At 71.7% G+C, this 18827-nt stretch carries 13 protein-coding genes and 1 CRISPR repeat array (1 of these 14 cut by a window edge); of the genes, 8 read left to right on the plus strand and 5 right to left on the minus strand.

Annotated elements, in window-relative coordinates:
• Window positions 1-1364: direct repeats of the CRISPR family, unit length 37 nt; unit sequence ATTCCAGCCGCTCGATTGAGCGGCTGAGGGTTGAAAC; it begins 3313 nt to the left of the window's first position.
• Window positions 1365-1507: 143 nt separating this feature from the next.
• From EV699_RS08385 to EV699_RS08395, 3 genes are all read right to left on the minus strand, one after another.
• Window positions 1508-3202, minus strand: a complete 1695-nt coding sequence (locus EV699_RS08385) for a SulP family inorganic anion transporter (RefSeq protein ID WP_132541452.1) — start codon at window positions 3200-3202, stop codon at window positions 1508-1510.
• 67 nt (window positions 3203-3269) lie between these two features.
• Complete coding sequence (locus EV699_RS08390) at window positions 3270-3854, minus strand: class I SAM-dependent methyltransferase (protein ID WP_165904080.1); 585 nt, start codon at window positions 3852-3854, stop codon at window positions 3270-3272.
• Window positions 3855-3979: 125 nt separating this feature from the next.
• The gene (locus tag EV699_RS08395; RefSeq protein ID WP_132541458.1) at window positions 3980-4924 is read right to left on the minus strand and encodes a LysR family transcriptional regulator; all 945 of its coding nucleotides are present in this window, start codon (window positions 4922-4924) and stop codon (window positions 3980-3982) included.
• A gap of 295 nt (window positions 4925-5219) precedes the next feature.
• On the opposite strand from EV699_RS08395, the gene EV699_RS08400 reads away from it, so the two are divergent.
• From EV699_RS08400 to EV699_RS08430, 7 genes are all read left to right on the plus strand, one after another.
• Entirely contained in the window at window positions 5220-6560 is a 1341-nt protein-coding gene (locus tag EV699_RS08400) for an MFS transporter (protein ID WP_243662598.1), read from the plus strand.
• 87 nt (window positions 6561-6647) lie between these two features.
• Window positions 6648-7190: a 2-oxo-4-hydroxy-4-carboxy-5-ureidoimidazoline decarboxylase gene (gene uraD, locus EV699_RS08405; protein ID WP_132541461.1), complete on the plus strand. Its 543-nt coding sequence runs from the start codon at window positions 6648-6650 to the stop codon at window positions 7188-7190.
• Window positions 7191-7203: 13 nt separating this feature from the next.
• Complete coding sequence (uraH, locus tag EV699_RS08410; RefSeq protein ID WP_132541464.1) at window positions 7204-7671, plus strand: hydroxyisourate hydrolase; 468 nt, start codon at window positions 7204-7206, stop codon at window positions 7669-7671.
• Between the two features lie 99 nt (window positions 7672-7770).
• A complete protein-coding gene (gene uraH, locus EV699_RS08415; protein ID WP_132541662.1) occupies window positions 7771-8199 on the plus strand; it encodes a hydroxyisourate hydrolase in 429 nt (142 codons plus the stop codon).
• Between the two features lie 206 nt (window positions 8200-8405).
• Complete coding sequence (locus tag EV699_RS08420) at window positions 8406-9281, plus strand: DMT family transporter (protein ID WP_132541467.1); 876 nt, start codon at window positions 8406-8408, stop codon at window positions 9279-9281.
• 51 nt (window positions 9282-9332) lie between these two features.
• Window positions 9333-10223 (plus strand): adenylate/guanylate cyclase domain-containing protein, encoded by an 891-nt coding sequence (locus tag EV699_RS08425; protein ID WP_243662600.1) that lies wholly within the window; start codon window positions 9333-9335, stop codon window positions 10221-10223.
• 10 nt (window positions 10224-10233) lie between these two features.
• Complete coding sequence (locus EV699_RS08430; protein WP_132541470.1) at window positions 10234-10506, plus strand: hypothetical protein; 273 nt, start codon at window positions 10234-10236, stop codon at window positions 10504-10506.
• Here EV699_RS08430 and EV699_RS08435 read toward each other — a convergent pair.
• Both EV699_RS08435 and EV699_RS08440 read right to left on the minus strand, forming a co-directional pair.
• Window positions 10503-16499, minus strand: a complete 5997-nt coding sequence (locus tag EV699_RS08435; protein ID WP_132541473.1) for a PAS domain S-box protein — start codon at window positions 16497-16499, stop codon at window positions 10503-10505. The genes EV699_RS08430 and EV699_RS08435 overlap by 4 nt on opposite strands.
• 28 nt (window positions 16500-16527) lie before the next feature.
• Window positions 16528-17673, minus strand: a complete 1146-nt coding sequence (locus EV699_RS08440) for a response regulator (RefSeq protein ID WP_243662601.1) — start codon at window positions 17671-17673, stop codon at window positions 16528-16530.
• A gap of 195 nt (window positions 17674-17868) precedes the next feature.
• Between EV699_RS08440 and bmt the strand changes: the two genes are divergently transcribed.
• Entirely contained in the window at window positions 17869-18822 is a 954-nt protein-coding gene (bmt, locus tag EV699_RS08445) for a betaine--homocysteine S-methyltransferase (protein ID WP_132541476.1), read from the plus strand.
• Window positions 18823-18827 lie beyond the last annotated feature (5 nt).

Here is an 18827-nt window from a genome sequence, read left to right on the forward strand (position 1 = left end):
TGAGGATTGAAACGAAATCATCGCGTACCACAGCGGCTCACTCAGCGTATTCCAGCCGCTCGATTGAGCGGCTGAGGATTGAAACTCCGTCTTGGGCCGGGGCGTCAGCGCCCAGCTCACATTCCAGCCGCTCGATTGAGCGGCTGAGGATTGAAACGCCGGGCTGGTCGCCGCGGGCCGCGACGTCGGCATTCCAGCCGCTCGATTGAGCGGCTGAGGATTGAAACGGTGCGCCCGCCTTCGAGCAGACCCCAGGCCTCATTCCAGCCGCTCGATTGAGCGGCTGAGGATTGAAACCGCCGCGGCGAACCCTTCGACCCCGACACCCTGCATTCCAGCCGCTCGATTGAGCGGCTGAGGATTGAAACTGCGGCTGGGTGGCGGCGCAGAAAGGCCGATCGTATTCCAGCCGCTCGATTGAGCGGCTGAGGATTGAAACGCTGTTCTCGAACGACGTGATCACCTACAAGATCATTCCAGCCGCTCGATTGAGCGGCTGAGGATTGAAACTCGTGCACTTCGCCGCCCACAACCCCCGGGCGGCATTCCAGCCGCTCGATTGAGCGGCTGAGGATTGAAACGGCGTGCCGGTGCCCCCCTCGCGCGACTGCGTCGATTCCAGCCGCTCGATTGAGCGGCTGAGGATTGAAACGCGGCGATGGCCTGGGCGTCATCGTCGACGGCCGCATTCCAGCCGCTCGATTGAGCGGCTGCGGATTGAAACCACGACGGATGGCGGGCTCAGTGTGGCCATGTGATTCCAGCCGCTCGATTGAGCGGCTGCGGATTGAAACAAGTGGCGCCGGCATCCGTCGCGGGCCGACCTGCATTCCAGCCGCTCGATTGAGCGGCTGCGGATTGAAACCGGTCCCGCTGCACCTCGGGCACGGAACCGTCGCATTCCAGCCGCTCGATTGAGCGGCTGCGGATTGAAACGAGACACGCCTAGCTCGCTGGCTCGGTTGTGGACATTCCAGCCGCTCGATTGAGCGGCTGCGGATTGAAACAGCGGGGCGGAGAACGCCCAGCGCGCCATCAGGGCATTCCAGCCGCTCGATTGAGCGGCTGAGGATTGAAACGACCATACGCGCGCGTCGGTGCCTGCGGCACAAGCCATTCCAGCCGCTCGATTGAGCGGCTGAGGGTTGAAACCTTTAGTTCGCGCAACATCGCCCGTAAAAACGGAATTCCAGCCGCTCGATTGAGCGGCTGAGGGTTGAAACCGTCCCTCGCCGAGTCCTTGCGTACCTTCTCCGTATTCCAGCCGCTCGATTGAGCGGCTGAGGATTGAAACTGCCGCGTCGCGCCGATCGCCAAGACGGCCGGCATTCCAGCCGCTCGATTAAACGGCTGAGGATTGAAACACCGTCACCTGCTATATGGAGCCCAGATCGATGTATTCCAGCCGCTTGACCGATCCGGCGAGAAATTCTCGGTTCCTCACTCCGAGTCTTCACGGCCAACCACTCTCTGCAACCGATCCCGCCAAAGCACGACAACCACCACCTCACGCCCCATGACCATCACTCCGCGCCGGGCCGGCACGCAGCGCGGTGATGGCCTCGCGTTCGGTGCGGAAGCATTGCCGGCGGCCGAACACGTCGGCGGCGCCGGCGTGTTCGAGCAGCTCCCACACCGGGCGCTTGAGCGCGCACAGGTACAGCGTGACGCCGCGCTCGGCGAGGTTGGCGCGCAGTTGCAGCAGCATGTCGAGGCCGGTGGCGTCGAGGTCGTTGACGGCGCTGCCGACCAGCAGCACGTGCCGCACGCCGGCATGCAGGCGGTCGAGGATGAAGTCCTCGATCAGTGCTGCGGTGACGTAGACGATGGCCGTGTCGGGGCGCACCGCGAGCAGGTCGGGGGCGATCGGCCCCAGGCCGTAGCGGCTGCGCTCGCGCAGGCGGCCGTCGGGCAGCATGCCGAGCTCGACGATGCGCGGCTGGCTGCGCCGGTAGAGCGAGGCGATCATGCTCGCCATGAAGCCGGCGAACACGCCCCAGTGCAGGTGCGGCACCGAGAACAGCGTGGCGGCGAAGGCGATCGCGGCGACCAGGCCGTCGTCGGGCGAGATCCGCCACAGCCGGCGCATCGCGGCGACGTCCACCAGGCCGAGCACCGGGACGATGATCACCGCCGCCAGCACCGCCTGCGGCAGCGGCTGCAGGTAGTCCATCCCCCACAGCAGGCACAGCAGCACGCACAGCGAGGCGAACAGCGCCGACCAGCCGCTGCGCGCACCGGCGTAGAGGTTGAGCGCCGAGCGCGAGAACGAGCCGCTGACCGGGAAGGCGCCCGACAGGCCGCTGGCGATCTTCGCCAGCCCCTGGCCGATCAGTTCCTGGTCCTCGTCCCAGCGTTCGCCGCGCTTGCGGGCGAGCGTGCGGGCGCTCGACATCGCCTCGGTGAAGCTCACCAGCGCGACGATCAGCGCTGCCGGCAGCAGCGCGCGATGCTGCTCGAAGTCGAGTGCTGGCGGCAGTGCGAACTCGGGCAGGCCGCCGCCGACCGGCCCCACCACGCTGCCGCCGAGTTCGGCGAAGCCGCCGTAGTGGCTGACGACGATGCCCAGCACGCAGACGTAGAGCACGCCCGGCTGGCGCGGCCGGTAGCGCCGCAGCGCGAACAGCAGCAGCACCGCGCCGAGGCCGAAGGCGGCGCTGCCCGCGGTCGCCAGCGGGCGCTCGGCGAGCACGGTGAGCGTGCGCGCCGGCCAGCTGGTGTCGAGCCCCGACGGCAGGCCGAGCAGCGCCGGCAGCTGCGAGGCGACGATGATCAGCGCCGCGGCGTTGATGAAGCCGGTGATGGTCGGCCCCGACACCAGGTTGGCGATCGCCCCCAGGCGCAGCGCACCCAGCCCGAACTGGATCAGGCCGGCGTAGAGCGCGAGCCAGACGGCGACCCCGACCCATTCGACCGTGCCCGGCACCGCGAAGGGCTGCAGCGCGCCGAAGGTGAGCAGGCTGGTCAGCGCCACCGGGCCGGCGGCGAGCAGCGGCGAGGAGCCCCACAGCACGCCGACGATGCCCGGCAGCAGCGCCGCGTACAGCCCGGTCGGCGCCGGCATGCCGGCGAGCCTGGCGTAGGCGAGGGCCTGCGGGATCAGCACCAGGCCGACGGCGATGCCGGCGCCGGCGTCGGCGAGCAGGCCCGCCACGCTCGGCCGCGGCCAGTTCAGGAACGGCAGCAGGCGGCGCCCGTTCATCGTTCTCCCGCCGCTGTCACGCCGCGGATGCAGCGTCGGCCGCCACCCGCGCGCCATCTGGCCGGGTTCATCCGGCGGCGCCGACCTTCTTGGTGCGCAGCAGGAAGCGAACTTCCCGCGCCGGCACCATCCAGCACAGGAAGCGCTCGTAGACGCGTCGGGTGAACCACGAATGGTTCACCAACCGCTCCAGGATTCCCCTGGGCTGCGCGGTCCAGAAGCGGATGCTGGCATCCTCGACGCGAAAGCGCGCGCCCGGCCAGTAGTTGGGCACGTTGCGCCCCACCTGGTCGGCCGGATCGGCGAAATAGTTCATTGAGAACAGACCGAAGAAGCGCACGTGCGTGGGATCGGAATAGCCGTTCGGATTGGAGAAGTGCGGGACGATGATTTCCAGTTGCCCGTCATGGCGGACCAGGCGGTGCAGTTCCTGCATCAGGCCCGGCAGATTGTCGATATGTTCCAGCGTGTGCGACGAATACACCTCTTCGACGCAATCGTCGGGTAGCTCGGTGAGCCCTGCGTTGAGATCGGCGACGATGTCGACGCCCTTGCCAGCGCGGATGTCGACCCCGTAGAAGCCGGTGCGCCCGGTGTCCCCGCAGCCGATGTTGAGCCGTATCGGCCGCCCGCGGCCGATGTCGTCGATCACAGCCGGATTCAAGACCTGCATAGCGTTGATCTGCATTGTATTTTGATGATTTCAGGGCGCCGGCCGGCGCGCCGGTCGACACTATAGCGGCGCTCGGACAGCGTCAACGCGCAGACTGCAGCCGCTCAGCCGCGCGCGGGCGGGCGTTGCGCCCGCAGCCGGTCGCCCGCCTCGCCGAGCAGGCCGCGCAGCCAGCGGTGGCTCGCCGAGTAATGGGTGCGGTCGTGCCAGAGCTGATAGAAGCGCATGCGCGGGAAGTCGAGCGGTGTCGGCCGGATCACCAGCGGCAGCAGCGCCGCGTAATGCTCGGCGAAATGCCGCGCGGTGGTGAAGATCAGGTCGGTGCCCGGCAACAGGTACGGTGATTGCGCGAAGAACGGCAGCACCATGCGCACGTTGCGTTCGAGGCGCAGCGAGGCCAGGTGGGTTTCGACCACGCCACGCTGTGCCACGGAATAGGGCATCGGGGCGATATGCGGCGCCTGCAGATAGGCGTCGACGCTCAATTCGGTCCGCGCCAGCGGATTGTCGGCGCCCATCACGCAGACCAGTTCATCCTCGAGCAGCAGCGACAGACGCAGCCCCTCGGGCGGTTCGGGCCAGTTGCCGATGACGATGTCGAGTCCGCCGGTGGCCAGTGCCTGCTCGTAATCCAGATCGGGGCCGAGCGACTGCACGACCACGCGGGCGTGCGGCGCCTGCCGGCGCACCGAGACGGCGAGATGGGCGAGGAACGACGCGGCGAGGAAATCCGGCGAACCGATGCGGAAGGTCTGCTGGGTCGAGGCGGGCTCGAAATGCTCGCGCTGGACGAACAGGCGCTCGATCTCGCCCAGCGCCAGGCGCGCCGGCTCGCGCAGTTCCGCGGCGCGCTCGGTCGGCACCAGGCCGTCGCGCCCGCGCACCAGCAACTGGTCGTTGAAGATCTCGCGCAGGCGCTTCAGCGCGGCGCTGATCGCCGGCTGCGACTGGTTCAGGCGGATCGCGGTGCGCGACACGCTGCGCTCGGCGAGCAGCGTGCAGAGCACGCGCAGCAGGTAGGTGTCGAGTGGATCGCTGGCCCGGCCCATGCCGCCCCCCGACGGTCCGGGCGGCGGTCGCGACGCCGTCCGTGTTCATGCGCGACCACCGCGGATGGCTACGCCCGCACCGGCGGGGCCGGACTTGGGATTTCCTGATAGGGACTATAACAGACGCCCCGTAGTCGCCCGCCGGGGGCTTCCGGATACTCGTCCCACACACGCCAGCCGGTTAATGCAGGCGCCGCGATACCGGCAGCGTGGTGGTTTTACGAGAAATGCGACAGACACGAATGGCGCCCCGAGCTACCCGGCAGCGACTATCAGCAGTGGAGAAGAGATACCGATGAGTGCGAATGCAACGACGATGGCGGGGGAACTGGCACCCCCGCGACAGGCGGCGGTCGACAGCGTCTACAAGAAGATCACGCTGCGACTGATACCGTTCCTGGCGATCCTGTGGATTCTTGCCTGGCTCGACCGCGTCAACATCGGTTTCGCGAAACTGCAGATGCTCGACGATCTGAAATTCAGCGAAGCGGTCTACGGCCTCGGCGCCGGCATCTTCTTCCTCGGCTACTTCCTCTTCGAGGTGCCGAGCAATCTGCTCCTGGAGAAGATCGGCGCGAAGAAGACGATCATGCGCATCACCATCGGCTGGGGTATCACCTCGATGCTGATGATGTTCGTCAGGACGCCGGAAGTGTTCTATTTCCTGCGCTTCCTGCTCGGCGTGTTCGAGGCCGGCTTCTATCCCGGCATCATCCTGTTCCTGACCTACTGGTACCCGACCGACCGCCGCGCCAAGGCCTTCGGCATGTTCATGTCGGCGTCGGCGCTGGCCGGGGTGATCGGCGGGCCGCTGGCCGGCTGGATCATGACCTCGCTCAACGGCGTCAACGGCTGGTCCGGCTGGCAGTGGGTGTTCCTGATCGAAGGCATTCCGTCGGTGATCGCCGGCTTCGTCACCTGGTTCTACCTGACCGACAAGCCCGAGCACGCGCACTGGCTGAATGCCGACGAGAAGCGCCTGGTCGCCGAAGAGCTGAGCAAGGACCAGGCCGCGCTCGGCCACCGCGAGCACAGCATCCTGGCCGCCCTGCGCGACCCCAAGGTCTGGCAGTTGATCCTGATCTACTTCTGCATCATCGCCGCCAACTCGACGCTGACCTTCTTCGGCCCGTCGGTGGTCAAGGAAGTCGGCTTCGCGAGCCCGGTCGCGGTCGGCTGGATCATGGCCGGTGCCTACCTGTGCGGCGCGGCCGGCATGATCCTCAACGGCTTCTCGTCCGACCGCCACAAGGAAGCGCGCTACCACTGCGGCCTGGCCGCGCTGCTCGGCGCGGTGGCGATGGCGACGCTCGGCACGATGATCCCGCACAGCCCGCTGCTGTCGCTGCTGGCGCTGACGCTCGCGATCGTCGGCACGATGAGCGCGATCCCGGTGTTCTGGCAGGTGCCCAACTACTTCCTGTCGGGCAGCGCGGCGGCGGCCGGCATCGCGCTGATCAACTCGGTGGCCAACCTCGCCGGCTTCGGTGCGCCGTATGCAATGGGGTTGATCAAGACCAGCACCGGTCAGATGTCGCCCGGGCTGTATGCGGTCGCGATCATCGAGGCTTTGGCGACGGTGTTCCTGCTGTACTTCATCCCGCGCCGCGGCAGCGGGATCGACGGCAAGCGCTAATAAGCCCAGGCCAAACCGGATCCGCGGGACGCACGCCCCGCGGACACCGCCAGACGACGACGGCATTCCCCCGCGGAGACGAACCCGATGAACCCATCCCCTCTCAACCTCGACCGTATCAACCGCATGGACCGCGCCGAGTTCGTGCAGACCTTCGGCCACATCTTCGAGCACTCGCCTTGGGTGGCCGAGCTCGCCTGGGAAGCGCGCCCCTTCGACAGCGCCGAGGCGATCCACCGGGCGATGATCGCCGCGGTGGAGAGCCGCGACCGCGCGCAGCGCATCGCGCTGCTCGCCGCGCACCCCGACCTCGCCGGGCGCGAGGCGCAGACCGGCACGATGACGCAGGACTCGACCCGCGAGCAGGCGCGCGCCGGGCTCGACGCGCTGAGCGCGACGGAACTGGCGCGCATCGGCGAGCTCAACGCCGCCTACCGCGCACGCCACGGTTTCCCGTTCATCGCCTGCGTACGCCACTACACCAAGGACGGCATCCTGTTCGAGTTCGAGCGCCGGCTGACCAACGACACCGAAGCCGAGTTCCGCACCGCGCACGAGCAGATCTACGCCATCACCGGCTTCCGGCTGCGGGCGCTGTTCGCCGCCGCCCAGCGCGACTTGGCCGCCTGAGGAGGACACCACGATGGGCGACACCTCCCTGAAGCTCGACCGGCGCGGCTTCCTCGCCGCCGGTGCCGCCGGCCTCGCGGTGGCTGCGATCGGCGCCGCCGCGCCGGCGGGCGCGGACACCGCCGCCAAGCCGCCGCGGCTGACGCTGCACGTGCTCGACGTGCACCGCGGCCGCCCGGCGGCCGGGATGCGCATCGACCTCTCCCGCCTCGACGGCAGCGGCGCGCACGCCGTGAAGACGGTGCAGACCCAGGCCAACGGCCGCACCGCCGAGCCCGTGCTCGTCGGCGACGACCTGGTGCCGGGCGAGTACGAGCTGCTGCTGCACCTCGGCGACTACTACGCCGCGCAGGGCGTGCGCCAGTCCGAGCCACCGTTCCTGCGCCAGGTGCCGATCCGCTTCACCGTGTACGCGCGCGAGGCCTTCCACATCCCGGTGCTGGTCACCCCGTGGAGCTACTCGACCTACCGCGGCAGCTGACATCCGCCCCGCGGCCGGCGGCGGACGCCGCCGGCCCGCCCCGCGAGGAGACAAGACGACATGACCACCGACACCTCCACCGGCTTCAGCCGCCGCGACATGCTCGCCGCCGGCGCCGCCCTGGCCACGCTCGCGCTCGCCCCGGCCGCCCAGGCCGCCGACGGCGCGCCGAAGAGCCGCCTCACCACCCACGTGCTCGACACCTACAACGGCCGCCCGGGCGGCGGCATGCGCATCGACTTCCTGAAGCGCGACGGCGAGCGCTACGTGCTCGACAAGACCGTCAGCACCAACGCCGAGGGCCGCGTCGACACCCCGCTGCTGCCGGTCGAGGGCGCCGCGGCGATCGGCCGCTACCAGCTCGTGTTCCACGTCGCCGAGTACTTCGCGACGAACGGCGCCGAGCAGTCCAACCCGCCCTTCCTCGACAAGGTCACGCTGGAGTTCGCGATCTTCGAGGCCGAGGAGCATTACCACGTGCCCCTGCTATGCTCGCCGTGGAGTTACACCACCTACCGCGGGAGCTGAGTTCCCGCCTACGAGCAGTGGCCCGTGCGTCCCGGCCTGGATGGCCGGGCGCCGGGGGGGCGGCCGGCACGGCGACCGCGCCGCCGGGTCGGCCGCCCCCGGGCCATGCAACACCGTCTCGCACCTCAACGCCGTAGCCGCAGCCGACGGCGGCCGACGCCGGCTACCATGGACGGCCGCCCGCCGCGCCCGCCACAGGTTTCCCGATGTCCCCCGGTTCCGCCCGCCCCCGTCCGCTGCTCGGACTCGCCCTGACCCTGCTCGCCGTGCTCTGCTTCGCCGTCCTCGACAGCACCGCGAAGTACCTGTCGCAGTACTACCCGGTGCCGATGGTGGTGTGGGCGCGCTACGCGGTGCACCTGGTGCTGATGCTCGCAGTGTTCGCGCCGCGCCGCGGGGCGGCGCTGCTGCATACCCGGCGCCCGGTGCTGCAGGTGCTGCGCGCCGGGCTGCTGCTCGCCGTCACCGCGCTGTTCATGAGCGGCCTGCAGCACATCCCGCTCGCCGAGGCGACGGCGATCATCTACCTGACGCCGCTGCTGGTGACGGCGCTGTCGGTGCCGCTGCTCGGCGAGAAGGTCGACGCCGTCGGCTGGCTCGCGGTGCTGGCGGGCTTCGCCGGCGTGCTGGTGGTGGTGCGCCCGGGCGGCGCGCTGCTGACGCCGGCGGTGCTGCTGCCGCTCGCCGCCGCGCTCTGCAACAGCCTCTACCAGATCCTGACCCGCACCTTCGCCGGCAGCGAGAGCCCGCTGACCAGCAACTTCATCACCGGGCTGGTCGGCACCGCGCTCGCCAGCCTGCTGCTGCCGGCGGTGTGGACCACGCCGACGCCGGCGCACGCGGGGCTGATGGTGCTGCTCGGGCTGGTCGGCTACGGCGGCCACCAGCTGCTGATCCTCGCCTTCGGCCACATCTCGCCGGCCACCGTGGCGCCCTACACCTACGGCCAGATCGTCGTGGCGACGCTGATCGGCTGGCAGCTGTTCGGCACGCTGCCCGACGCGGTGTCGTTCACCGGCATGGCGCTGATCGCCGCGAGTGGCCTCGCGGTGGCGCTGCGCCGCCGCCGTCCGGCGCACTGAGCGGCGCGCGCTCGCTTACACTCTCGCCACGGTGGCGGGGGGCCGGGTGTGATGAGTGGCGTCGAACGCGAGGTGGCGGTGCTGTTCGCCGACGTGGCGGGCAGCACGCAGTTGTACGAGCGCCTCGGTGATGCCGCGGCGCTGCTGGCGCTGGAGCGCTGCATCGGCTGCCTCGACGCGGCGATCGCCGCGCAGCACGGGCGCGTGGTCAAGACCATCGGCGACGAGGTGATGGCGGTGTTCACCTGCGCCGAGGCCGCCTGCCGCGCGGCGGTGGAGATGCAGCGGCGCACCACCGAGCTGCCGGCGGTGGCCGCGGTGAAGCTCGCGATCCGCATCGGCTGCCACTTCGGCAACGCCATCGAGGATCACGACGACGTCTTCGGCGACACCGTCAACACCGCCGCGCGCATCGTCGGCCTGGCCAAGGCCGGGCAGATCCTCGCCAGCCGGCAGACCGTCGACGCCATCGCCCCGGCGCAGCGCCCGCCGGCGCGTGACCTCGACCAGTTCGCGGTCAAGGGCAAGGCGGTGTCGGTGCACCTGTTCGAACTGCTGTGGCAGGAAAACCCCGAACTCACCACGCTGACGCAGATCGTCACGCTGCCGGTGGCGGCGGCGCCGTGCTGCGTCGTCAGCTACCGCGGCCGGGTCTGGCAGCTCGACGCCGCGCAGCGGCAGCTGACGCTCGGCCGCCAGCCCGGCAACGACGTGGTGATCGCCGACCGCAAGGCCTCGCGCCAGCACGCCCGCATCGAGTGGCGCGGCAGCAAGTGCGTGCTGGTCGACCAGAGCACCAACGGCAGCTTCGTCCGGGTCGACGGTGAATCCGAGGTGTTCCTGCGCCACGAGGAGCTGCCGCTGCGCGGTCGCGGCCGCATCGGCTTCGGCAGCTCGCTCACCGACCCCGACGCCGACCCCGTCGGCTTCGAGTACCGCTGAGCGCAGCGCCGTGATCGACGCCCGCAAGCTCGCGATCTACCGCCGCTACGGCGGCGACGCTGACGCCTGGGCGCGGCTCGGCACGGCCGACGAGAAGGCCGCGCTGCGCGACGCCGACTGGATCGCGATCCGCGACCTGCTGCAGGAACTCGCGCTGGTCGCCGGCGGCCGCGCCGCGCCGCGCTACGCCCGCGCGATCGACGCGCGCCTGCGTGCGAGCACGGCCGATGCGGCGGTGGCCGCCGCGCTCGAAGCGCTGGCACGCGAGCCGCCGCCGGGCTAGCCCGGCGTGTCGGTCGCGGCCTGCCCGCGGGCGGCACGCAGCGTGGCGAGCGCCTGTTCGTAGTCGAAGTGCCTGACCTGGCGCTCCAGCTCGTCCATCGGCGCGCCGAGCGCCGCGCGCAGCTGCGGCGCGGCGTCGCGCAGCACGCGGCTGGCTTCGAGATCATCGGCGGCGAGCAGGGCTTCGAGGCGGTCGAGGAGCGGCGCGAGCTCGTCCGGCGCGGCGGCGGCGACCACCACGGCCTCGGCCACCGGCAGCCGGCGGATGACGTCGACGAGCGCCGCCTGGCGGGCCTGCAGCTCGGCGATCAGCGGCGCGAGCGCCTCGACGCCGTGCGCGGCCAGGATCGCGGCTTCCAGCTCGCCCGCGCGCGCCGCCAGCCGGGTGAAGCCGAGCGAGCCCGCCGTCCCCTTCAGCGTGTGCGCGAAGCGCCGCGCCGCAGCGCGGTCGCCGGCGGCGAGCCAGCCCCGCAGCGCCTCGAATTCGCCGTCGTCGTGTTCGGCGTAGCGCCGCAGCAGGCGCAGGTAGCTCTCCACCCGGCCGCGCACCCGCCCGAGCCCGGCCGCGACGTCGACACCGTCGACGGCGGCGAGCGCCTGCAGCAGGCCGGGCGGTTCGGGGACGCTGGCGACGGCGGCGGCCGGCGCGGGTGCTGTGGCAGCGGTGCGCGGCGGCAGCCAGCGCAGCAGCGCCGCGAACAGGAGCTCGGGGTCGACCGGCTTGGCGATGTGATCGTTCATGCCGGCGGCGAGGCAGGCCTTGCGGTCCTCGCCGAAGGCATTGGCGGTCAGCGCCAGGATCGGGAGGGTTGCGCACCCCGGCAGGCCGCGGATCGCGCGCGTCGCCACCAGGCCGTCCACCTCCGGCATCTGCATGTCCATCAGGATCAGGTCGTAGCGCTCGCGCTGCGCCATGGCGATCGCCTCGGCGCCGTCCTGCGCCACGTCGACCTGCAGGCCGGCGGCGGTCAGCAGCTCCAGCGCCACCTCGCGGTTGACGGCGTTGTCCTCGGCGAGCAGCAGCCGGGTGCCGGCATAGGCCTGCTGCAGCGTGCGTTCGGCCGCGCTGGCACCGGCCGCCGCCTCCGGCGTCCGCCCGAGCTCGGGCAGGGCCCGGCACAACGCTTCATACAGCGGCGAGGGCGTGACCGGCTTGACCAGCACCGCGCCGCAGCCGACGCGGGCGGCCTCGGCCTTGCGCTCGGCGGTGTCGTCGGTCGTCACCAGCACGCAGGCGGGCGCCGCCGGGCGCTGCGCCAGCAGCCGCGCGGCCTCGATGCCGCCGCTCTCCGGCAGGTGCTCGTCGAGCAGGGCCGCGTCGAAGGCATCGCCGACGGCCGCGGCCGAGTCGAGCGCCGCCTGCGCCGCCGCGGCGGAATCGGCGACGAGCACGCGCAGGCCCAGCGCGCCGAGCATCTCGGCGATGGCCTCGCGGGTGTCGGCGAAGGCATCCGCCACCAGCACCCGTCGCCCCTGCAGGCCGACGCCGGGGCGCGGCTCGCCGTCCGCCGCGCTCTTGCCCAGGCGCACGGTGAACCAGAAGGTGCTGCCGACCCCGAGCGCGCTGTCGGCGCCGGTCTCGCCGCCCATCAGGCGCGCGAGGTGGCGGTTGATCGCAAGCCCCAGGCCGGTGCCGCCGTGGGTGCGGGTGGTCGAGCTGTCGGCCTGCTCGAAGGCGTGGAACAGGCGCCCCAGTTGCTCCGGGGCGATGCCGGCACCGGTGTCGTGCACCGCGAAGCGCACCAGCAGCTCGCTGTCGCGCTCTTCGAGCAGCCGCGCGCCGATGACGACCGAACCGCGCTCGGTGAACTTCACCGCGTTGCTGACGTAGTTGAGCAGCAGCTGGCCGAGCCGCGTCGGGTCGCCGCGCAGGCGCCGCGGCAGGTCCTCGACCTCGGTGGCGATGGCGAGGCGCTTGTGGCGGGCGCGGTCGGCGACCATCGCGCAGACGTTGCGCAGCACCTCGTCGAGCTCGAAGTCCGACTGTTCGAGCACCAGCTTGCCGGCCTCGATCTTCGACAGGTCGAGGATGTCATTGATGATGCCGAGCAGGTGGCGCGCCGCGCCGTCGATCTTGGCCAGCCGCTCCTGCTGCGCCGGGTCCTGGGTGTCGCGCCGCAGCAGGTAGCTCAGGCCGAGGATGGCGTTCATCGGCGTGCGGATCTCGTGGCTCATGTTGGCCAGGAACGCGCTCTTCGCCCGGTTCGCCGTTTCGGCCGCCTCCTTGGCGCTCTGCAATTCGGTCGCGCGTTGCTGCAGCGCGGCGTTCAGCGCGGCGACCTCGCGATCACGCTTCTGCCGCTCGCTGTTGTCGAACAGCGTCGAGCGGGTGGCGACGAACTGCCCCGCGGCGTCCCGGAGCACCGTGGCGGTGAGGACGACCGGCAGCAGCATGCCGTCCTTGCGCACCAGTTCGTATTCGAGATCGCGGACCCAGCCATGCGCCTTCAGCCGCGGGAAGGCCTCGGCGAACACCTGCTGCGAGTGCGGCGTCAGCAGATCCTGCAGGCGCAGCCGTCCGACCACCTCCTCGCGGCGGTAGCCGAGCCAGTTGAGCTCGGTGTCGTTGATCTGCAGGAACACGCCCGCGGGGTCGAGCGAGTGGTAGCCGCAGGGGGCGTGGTCGTAGAGGTCGGCGACCTCGGCGGCGCGCTGCGACAGCGCCAGGTTGGCCGCCTCGAGCTGGCGGGTGCGCTCGGCGACCAGCTCCTCGAGGTGATGGCGGTGCTGCTCCAGCTCCTGCTCGATCAGCTTGCGGTCGGTGACGTCGCGCGCGGTGCCGACCAGCCGCAGCGGCCGGCCGGCCTCGTCGTAGGTGGCGCGGGCGAGGTCGGAGACCCAGCGGATCGCGCCGTCGGAACGCCTGATGCGGAAATCCGCGGCGAACACCTCGCGACGCGCCAGCGCGTCTTCGACCGCGCGCATGAAACCGGCGAGGTCGTCGGGGTGGAGCAGGCGCCGGAAGGCGGCGAGGTCGGCGTCGAAGCCCGCCGCATCGACGCCGAAGATCTCGTAGCACTCCGGCGACCAGTACACCCGGTCGGCGGGGATGTCCCATTCCCACACCCCCATGTGCGAGGCGACCAGTGCCATCTTCAGCCGCGCCTCGCTCTCGCGCAGCGCCTCGGCCGCCTGGCGGCGCTGCGAGATGTCCTCGACCACCGCGATGAAGAAGTTCGGCCGGCCGTCGGCGTAGCGGGTCAGCGACACCGTGAGGTTGACCCACACCGCGCTGCCGCCCTTGTGCAGGTAACGCTGCTCGCGCACGCAGGTGTCGAGCTCGCCGGCGAGGATGCGCCCGAGCGAGCGTTCGTCCTCGGCGAGGTCATCGGGGTGGGTGATGTCCTGGAAGCGCATGCGGCAGAGTTCGTCGGCGCCGTAGCCGAGGATCGCGCACAGCCGCTCGTTGACCTGCAGGCACTGCCCCTGCGGCGACAGCACCGCGATGCCCACCGCGGCCTGGTTGAAGATGGCGCGAAAGCGCTGCTGGCTCGCCCACAGCGCCTCCTGCGCCTGGCGCCGCTCGGTGATGTCCTCCGACAGGAGGATGAGGCCGCCGATGCTGCCGTCGGCCTCGTACCAGGGCAGGACCTCCCAGCGGATCCAGTCGACGCAGCCGTCGGCGCGCTCGAAGGCCTCCGCCTCGCAGCGCTCGGTGGCGCCGGCCAGGCAGCGCGCGTGCACCTCGCGCCAGCGCTGCGCCATGTCGGGAAAGATCGCGTAGTGGCTGCGGCCGAGCAGTTCCTCGTCGCCGAGGTGGTAGTCGCTGAGCCAGCGGCGGCTGACGCAGAGGTAGCGCATCTCGCGGTCGAACATCGCGATCGCCGCCGGTGCGTGCTGGATGAACAGCCGGAGCTTGGCCTCGCTCTCGCCGAGGCGCAGCTCCATGCGCTTGCGCTCGCCGACGTCGTGGGCGAAGCCGTGCCAGAGGGTGTCGCCGCCGTACTCGCGCCGCGGCATCGCGTGCCCCTCGACCCACAGTTCGCCGCGCAGCGGGTGGCAGACGCGGAACTCGTCGCGCCAGGGCGCCAGCGCGCGCGCCGAGGCGGCGAGCCCGGCCTCGACGTGGTCGAGGTCGTCCGCATGGATGCGGGCGAACAGGGCGCCGGCGTCGTCGGTGAGCGCCTCGGGGCGCAGGCCGAACAGCGCCTCGATCGCCGGGCTCGCGTAGGGGAAGCTGCGCCTGCCGTCGGCGCGCCGGCGCAGCGAGAACAGCACGCCGGGCACGCTGGCGGCGGTCAGTTCCAGGCGCTCCTGCAGCGCCACCCGCTCGCGCAGCGCCAGTTGCGCGCCGCGTACCGCGGTGATGTCGCGGGCGACGCCGAGCACGCCGATCAGGCCGCCGGCGGCGTCGCGCATCGGCGTCTTGGTGGTTTCGAGCAGCATGCGGCGGCCGTCGCTCGCCTGCGTGACCCACTCCTCGTTGCTGCGCGGCCCGGAGGCGGCCAGCGCTTCGAGGTCCTTGCCGCGGAAGAAGTCGGCGAGCTCCCGGTCGACGAAGTCATAGTCGGTGCGGCCGACGATCTCGGCCTCCGTCGCACCGAACAAGCGCTCGAAGGCCGGGTTGCAGGCGAGGTAGACGCCCTGCGGATCCTTCAGCCAGACCAGGTCGGGGACGGTGTGCACCAGCGTGCGCAGCCGGCTGCGCTCGTCGGCGAGCTGCCGCAGCACCCGCAGCCGCTCGGCCTGGCGCTCGCGCTCGTGGCGGGCGGAGCGCAGCTGCCGCGCCTGGTGCACCAGGTAGGTCGCGACGGCGGCGGCGAACAGCGCCAGCACCACCGCCAGCGCGACCCACGTCGCTTCGCGTCGCGCCGGGCCGAGCAGCTCGCTGCGGTCCACCTTGGCGAGCAGGAACCAGTCGGTTCCCGGGATCGCCCGCACCACGCCGGTCACCGCCACGCCACGGTAGTCCACGCCCTCCAGCGCGCCGCCGATGCGCTCCGGGTCGCGCAGGGCCTGCGCCGCCAGCAGCTCCGGGGTGCCCAGCGGCAGCCTGAAGCTCAGCGCGGCATCCGGGCGGAAGCGCAGCCCGGTGAGGTACAGCACGTGTTCGCCGTCGCGCCGGAACAGTACCGCCTCGGCGCTCGTGCTGGGCAGCGGCCACGACTGCACGTACGGAAACAGCGCGCGTGCCGGGTCGGAGCGCAGCGCCAGCGCGAAGCGGGCGCCGTCCGCGTCCGCGTGGAGCGGCGCCACCAGGTCGAGGCTGAGCGGATCGGCGCTGGCCTCGCCGACGCGATAGATGCCGGAACTCACGGGGCGGTCGGCGGTGAGCGCGCGCGCTACGGCGTCGCGCAGCGGCTGCGGCGGCGTCCCGAGCATCCCGTCGGTGGCCTCGACCACCCCCCCGTCGGCGTCGAACAGCACCGCGCTCCGGTAGCCGTGACTCGCGCGCACGCGCTCCAGGAGCCGCTGCAGGCGCGCGCGCTCGGGCGCCCCGAGCGCGTCGCTGCCGCGGCGCAGCAGCTCGCCGATGGCGTCGTCGTCGCGGAGGATGTCGAGGTCTTCGTAGCGGTCACGCAGCCACTCCGAGATCTGGCCGACCTTGAGGTCGGTGACCGCCTGCAGCTGGGCGACCGCGGTGTCGTGTTCCTGGCGCGCGACGTAGCCGACCACGCTGACCCCGAGGGTGACGATGCCGATCGCGAGCAGCAGGAAGGCCGGTGCCGTCGTCGGCCAGCCGCTGGCGGCGACGCGCGCCCAGCGCCCGCCCGCCGTCGCCTCGGCAGGCTCGGCGGCGGCATCGGCCACGCCGCCTTCGTCATCCGCGAGGTGCCGCGCCCAGCGCCGCAGCAGCACGTACAGCAGCACCGAGGTGATCGCGACGAACACCCAGCCCTTGACGGTGCTGGCGATCACCCGGTGCGCGGGGTCGCTGATGATGAGGGCGAGCAGGTGGTCGGACAGCAGGATCCACGCCGCGCTGAAGGCGGCGTAGAGCAGCACGATGCGGCGTGCGGCAGCGGACGACACTTGCCGCGGCGGTTCGCTCATCGCCCGTCCCGTCCGGCTGGCGTCCGCCTCAGGCCCGCGGCGGCCCGGCCTCGTCGGTGTCGCGGTAGTGCGCGGCGATCGCCACGAAGGTGTCGAAGGCGGCCACGAAGGCGTCGACCACGTCGGGGTCGAAATGCCGCCCGCGCATCTCGACGATCATGGCGCGCGCCTGCTCGAACGACAGCGCCGCCTTGTACACGCGCCTGGAGATCAGCGCGTCGAACACGTCGGCCAGCGCCATCAGGCGCGCCGAGATCGGGATCGCCTCGCCGGCCAGGCCGTCGGGGTAGCCGCTGCCGTCCCAGCGCTCGTGGTGCCAGCGCGCGATCTCCTTGCCCAGCGCGAGGAACTCGACCGGCTGGACGGCATCGCGCTCGGCCTGCTCGATCGCCGCGGCGCCGAGCACGGTGTGGGTCTTCATGATCGCCCAGTCCTCGGCGCCGAGCGCGCCGGGCTTGCGCAGCACGTGGTCGGGGATGCCCACCTTGCCGATGTCGTGCAGCGGTGCCGACTTCGCCAGCACCTCGATGGTGCGGGGGGTGAGGAAGGCGGCGAAGCCGGGGTGGTCGCGCAGCGCGAGGGCGAGCGTGCGCACGTACTCGCGGGTGCGCAGCAGGTGATTGCCGGTTTCGGAGTCGCGGATTTCCGCCAGCCGCGCCAGCGCGTGGATGCTGACGTCCTGGATCAGCTGGTTCTCGGCCATGCGCCGCGTGACCTCGGCTTCGAGGAAGGCGTTCTGGTCGCGCAGCCAGTCGCGCGCGCGCTTCAGGTCGAGCTGGGTGCGCACCCGCGCCAGCACCACCGGCGGGCGCAGCGGCTTGGTGATGTAGTCGACCGCGCCGAGGTCGAGGCCGTGCTCCTCGTCCTCGGCGGCATCGAGCGCGGTGATGAAGATGACCGGGATGTCGCGCGTGCGCGGGTTCTCGCGCAGCAGCGCGAGCACGTCGTAGCCGTCCAGCTCCGGCATCATCACGTCGAGCAGCACCAGGTCGGGCCGCGGCTCGGAGGCCGCGATCTGCAGCGCCCGCCGGCCCGCGGTGGCAACCCGCACGCGGTAGTACGGCTGCAGCAATTCGCCGAGGATGTCGAGATTTTCCGGGGTGTCGTCGACGATCAGGATCGTCGCCAGCCGCCCCGCTTCCCCCGTTGCGGTACCCTGCACCTTCATGTCCATGTCATTCCACCCTGTCATCTTGTGGAGGGGCGGGTTCGTGGCACCACCCCGTTCCTTGCCATCGCTGACCTGGCACGAGCATAGCCCGATGCACGCCTCCGCGCTCCGCCGCCGGCGGATTTCCGCCGCCCGTCCGCCCCGGCGGGCGCCGCCGCACCGCCGCATGACGACCTGCCGGCGCGCGCGGTGCACCCGATGAACCGCCTGCTCGAACGGCTCGCGCACGGCCGGCCGCTGCTCGCCGACGGCGCCACCGGCACCAACCTGTACCGCGCCGGGCTGCGCGTCGGCGACGCCCCCGAGCCGTGGAACCTCACGCAGCCGGCGCGCATCGCCGCGCTGCACGCCGCCTTCGTCGCCGCCGGCGCCGACGTGATCCTCACCAACAGTTTCGGTGCCAACCGCTTCCGGCTCGGCCGCCACGGCGCCGCGCGGCAGGTGGCCGCACTCAACGCCGCGGCGGCACGGCTCGCACGCGGCGCGGCGGCGGGTGCGGAACGGGGCGTGGTGGTGGCCGGGTCGATCGGGCCGACCGGCGAGGTGCTGGCGCCGCACGGCCCGCTCGCCTTCGACGCCGCGGTCGCCGCCTTCGCCGAGCAGGCGCGCGCGCTCGCCGACGGCGGCGTCGACGCGCTGTGGCTCGAAACCCTGTCGGCGCCCGCGGAACTCGACGCGGCACTGGCCGGGGCCGCGGTCGCCGGGCTGCCGCTGGTGGTGACGCTGACCTTCGACGCCGACGCACGCACCCCGGCCGGGCTCGACCCGGCCGGGCTGGTCGCGCGCGCGCGCAGCGCCCCCGTCGTGCCCTGCGCGCTCGGCAGCAACTGCGGCGCGGGCCCGGCCGCGACCGTCGCCAGCGTCGTCGAGCTCGCCGCGGCCGCCGGGCCCGGCACGCCGCTGGTCGCCAAGGGCAATGCCGGGCTGCCGCGCAGGGTCGGCGACGATTTCGTCTACGACGCCTCGCCGGCGCTGATGGCCGAATACGCGCGCCTCGCGCTCGACGCCGGCGCCCGCCTCGTCGGCGGCTGCTGCGGCACCACGCCGGCGCACCTGCGGGCGATGCGCGCGGCGCTCGACGGCTGGCACCGCGGCCCGCCGCCGCAGCGCGACGCCATCGCCACCCGCCTCGCGGCGGCGGCCGGCCGCTGACGGGG

Source organism: Plasticicumulans lactativorans, assembly GCF_004341245.1.
Taxonomy (GTDB): domain Bacteria; phylum Pseudomonadota; class Gammaproteobacteria; order Competibacterales; family Competibacteraceae; genus Plasticicumulans_A; species Plasticicumulans_A lactativorans.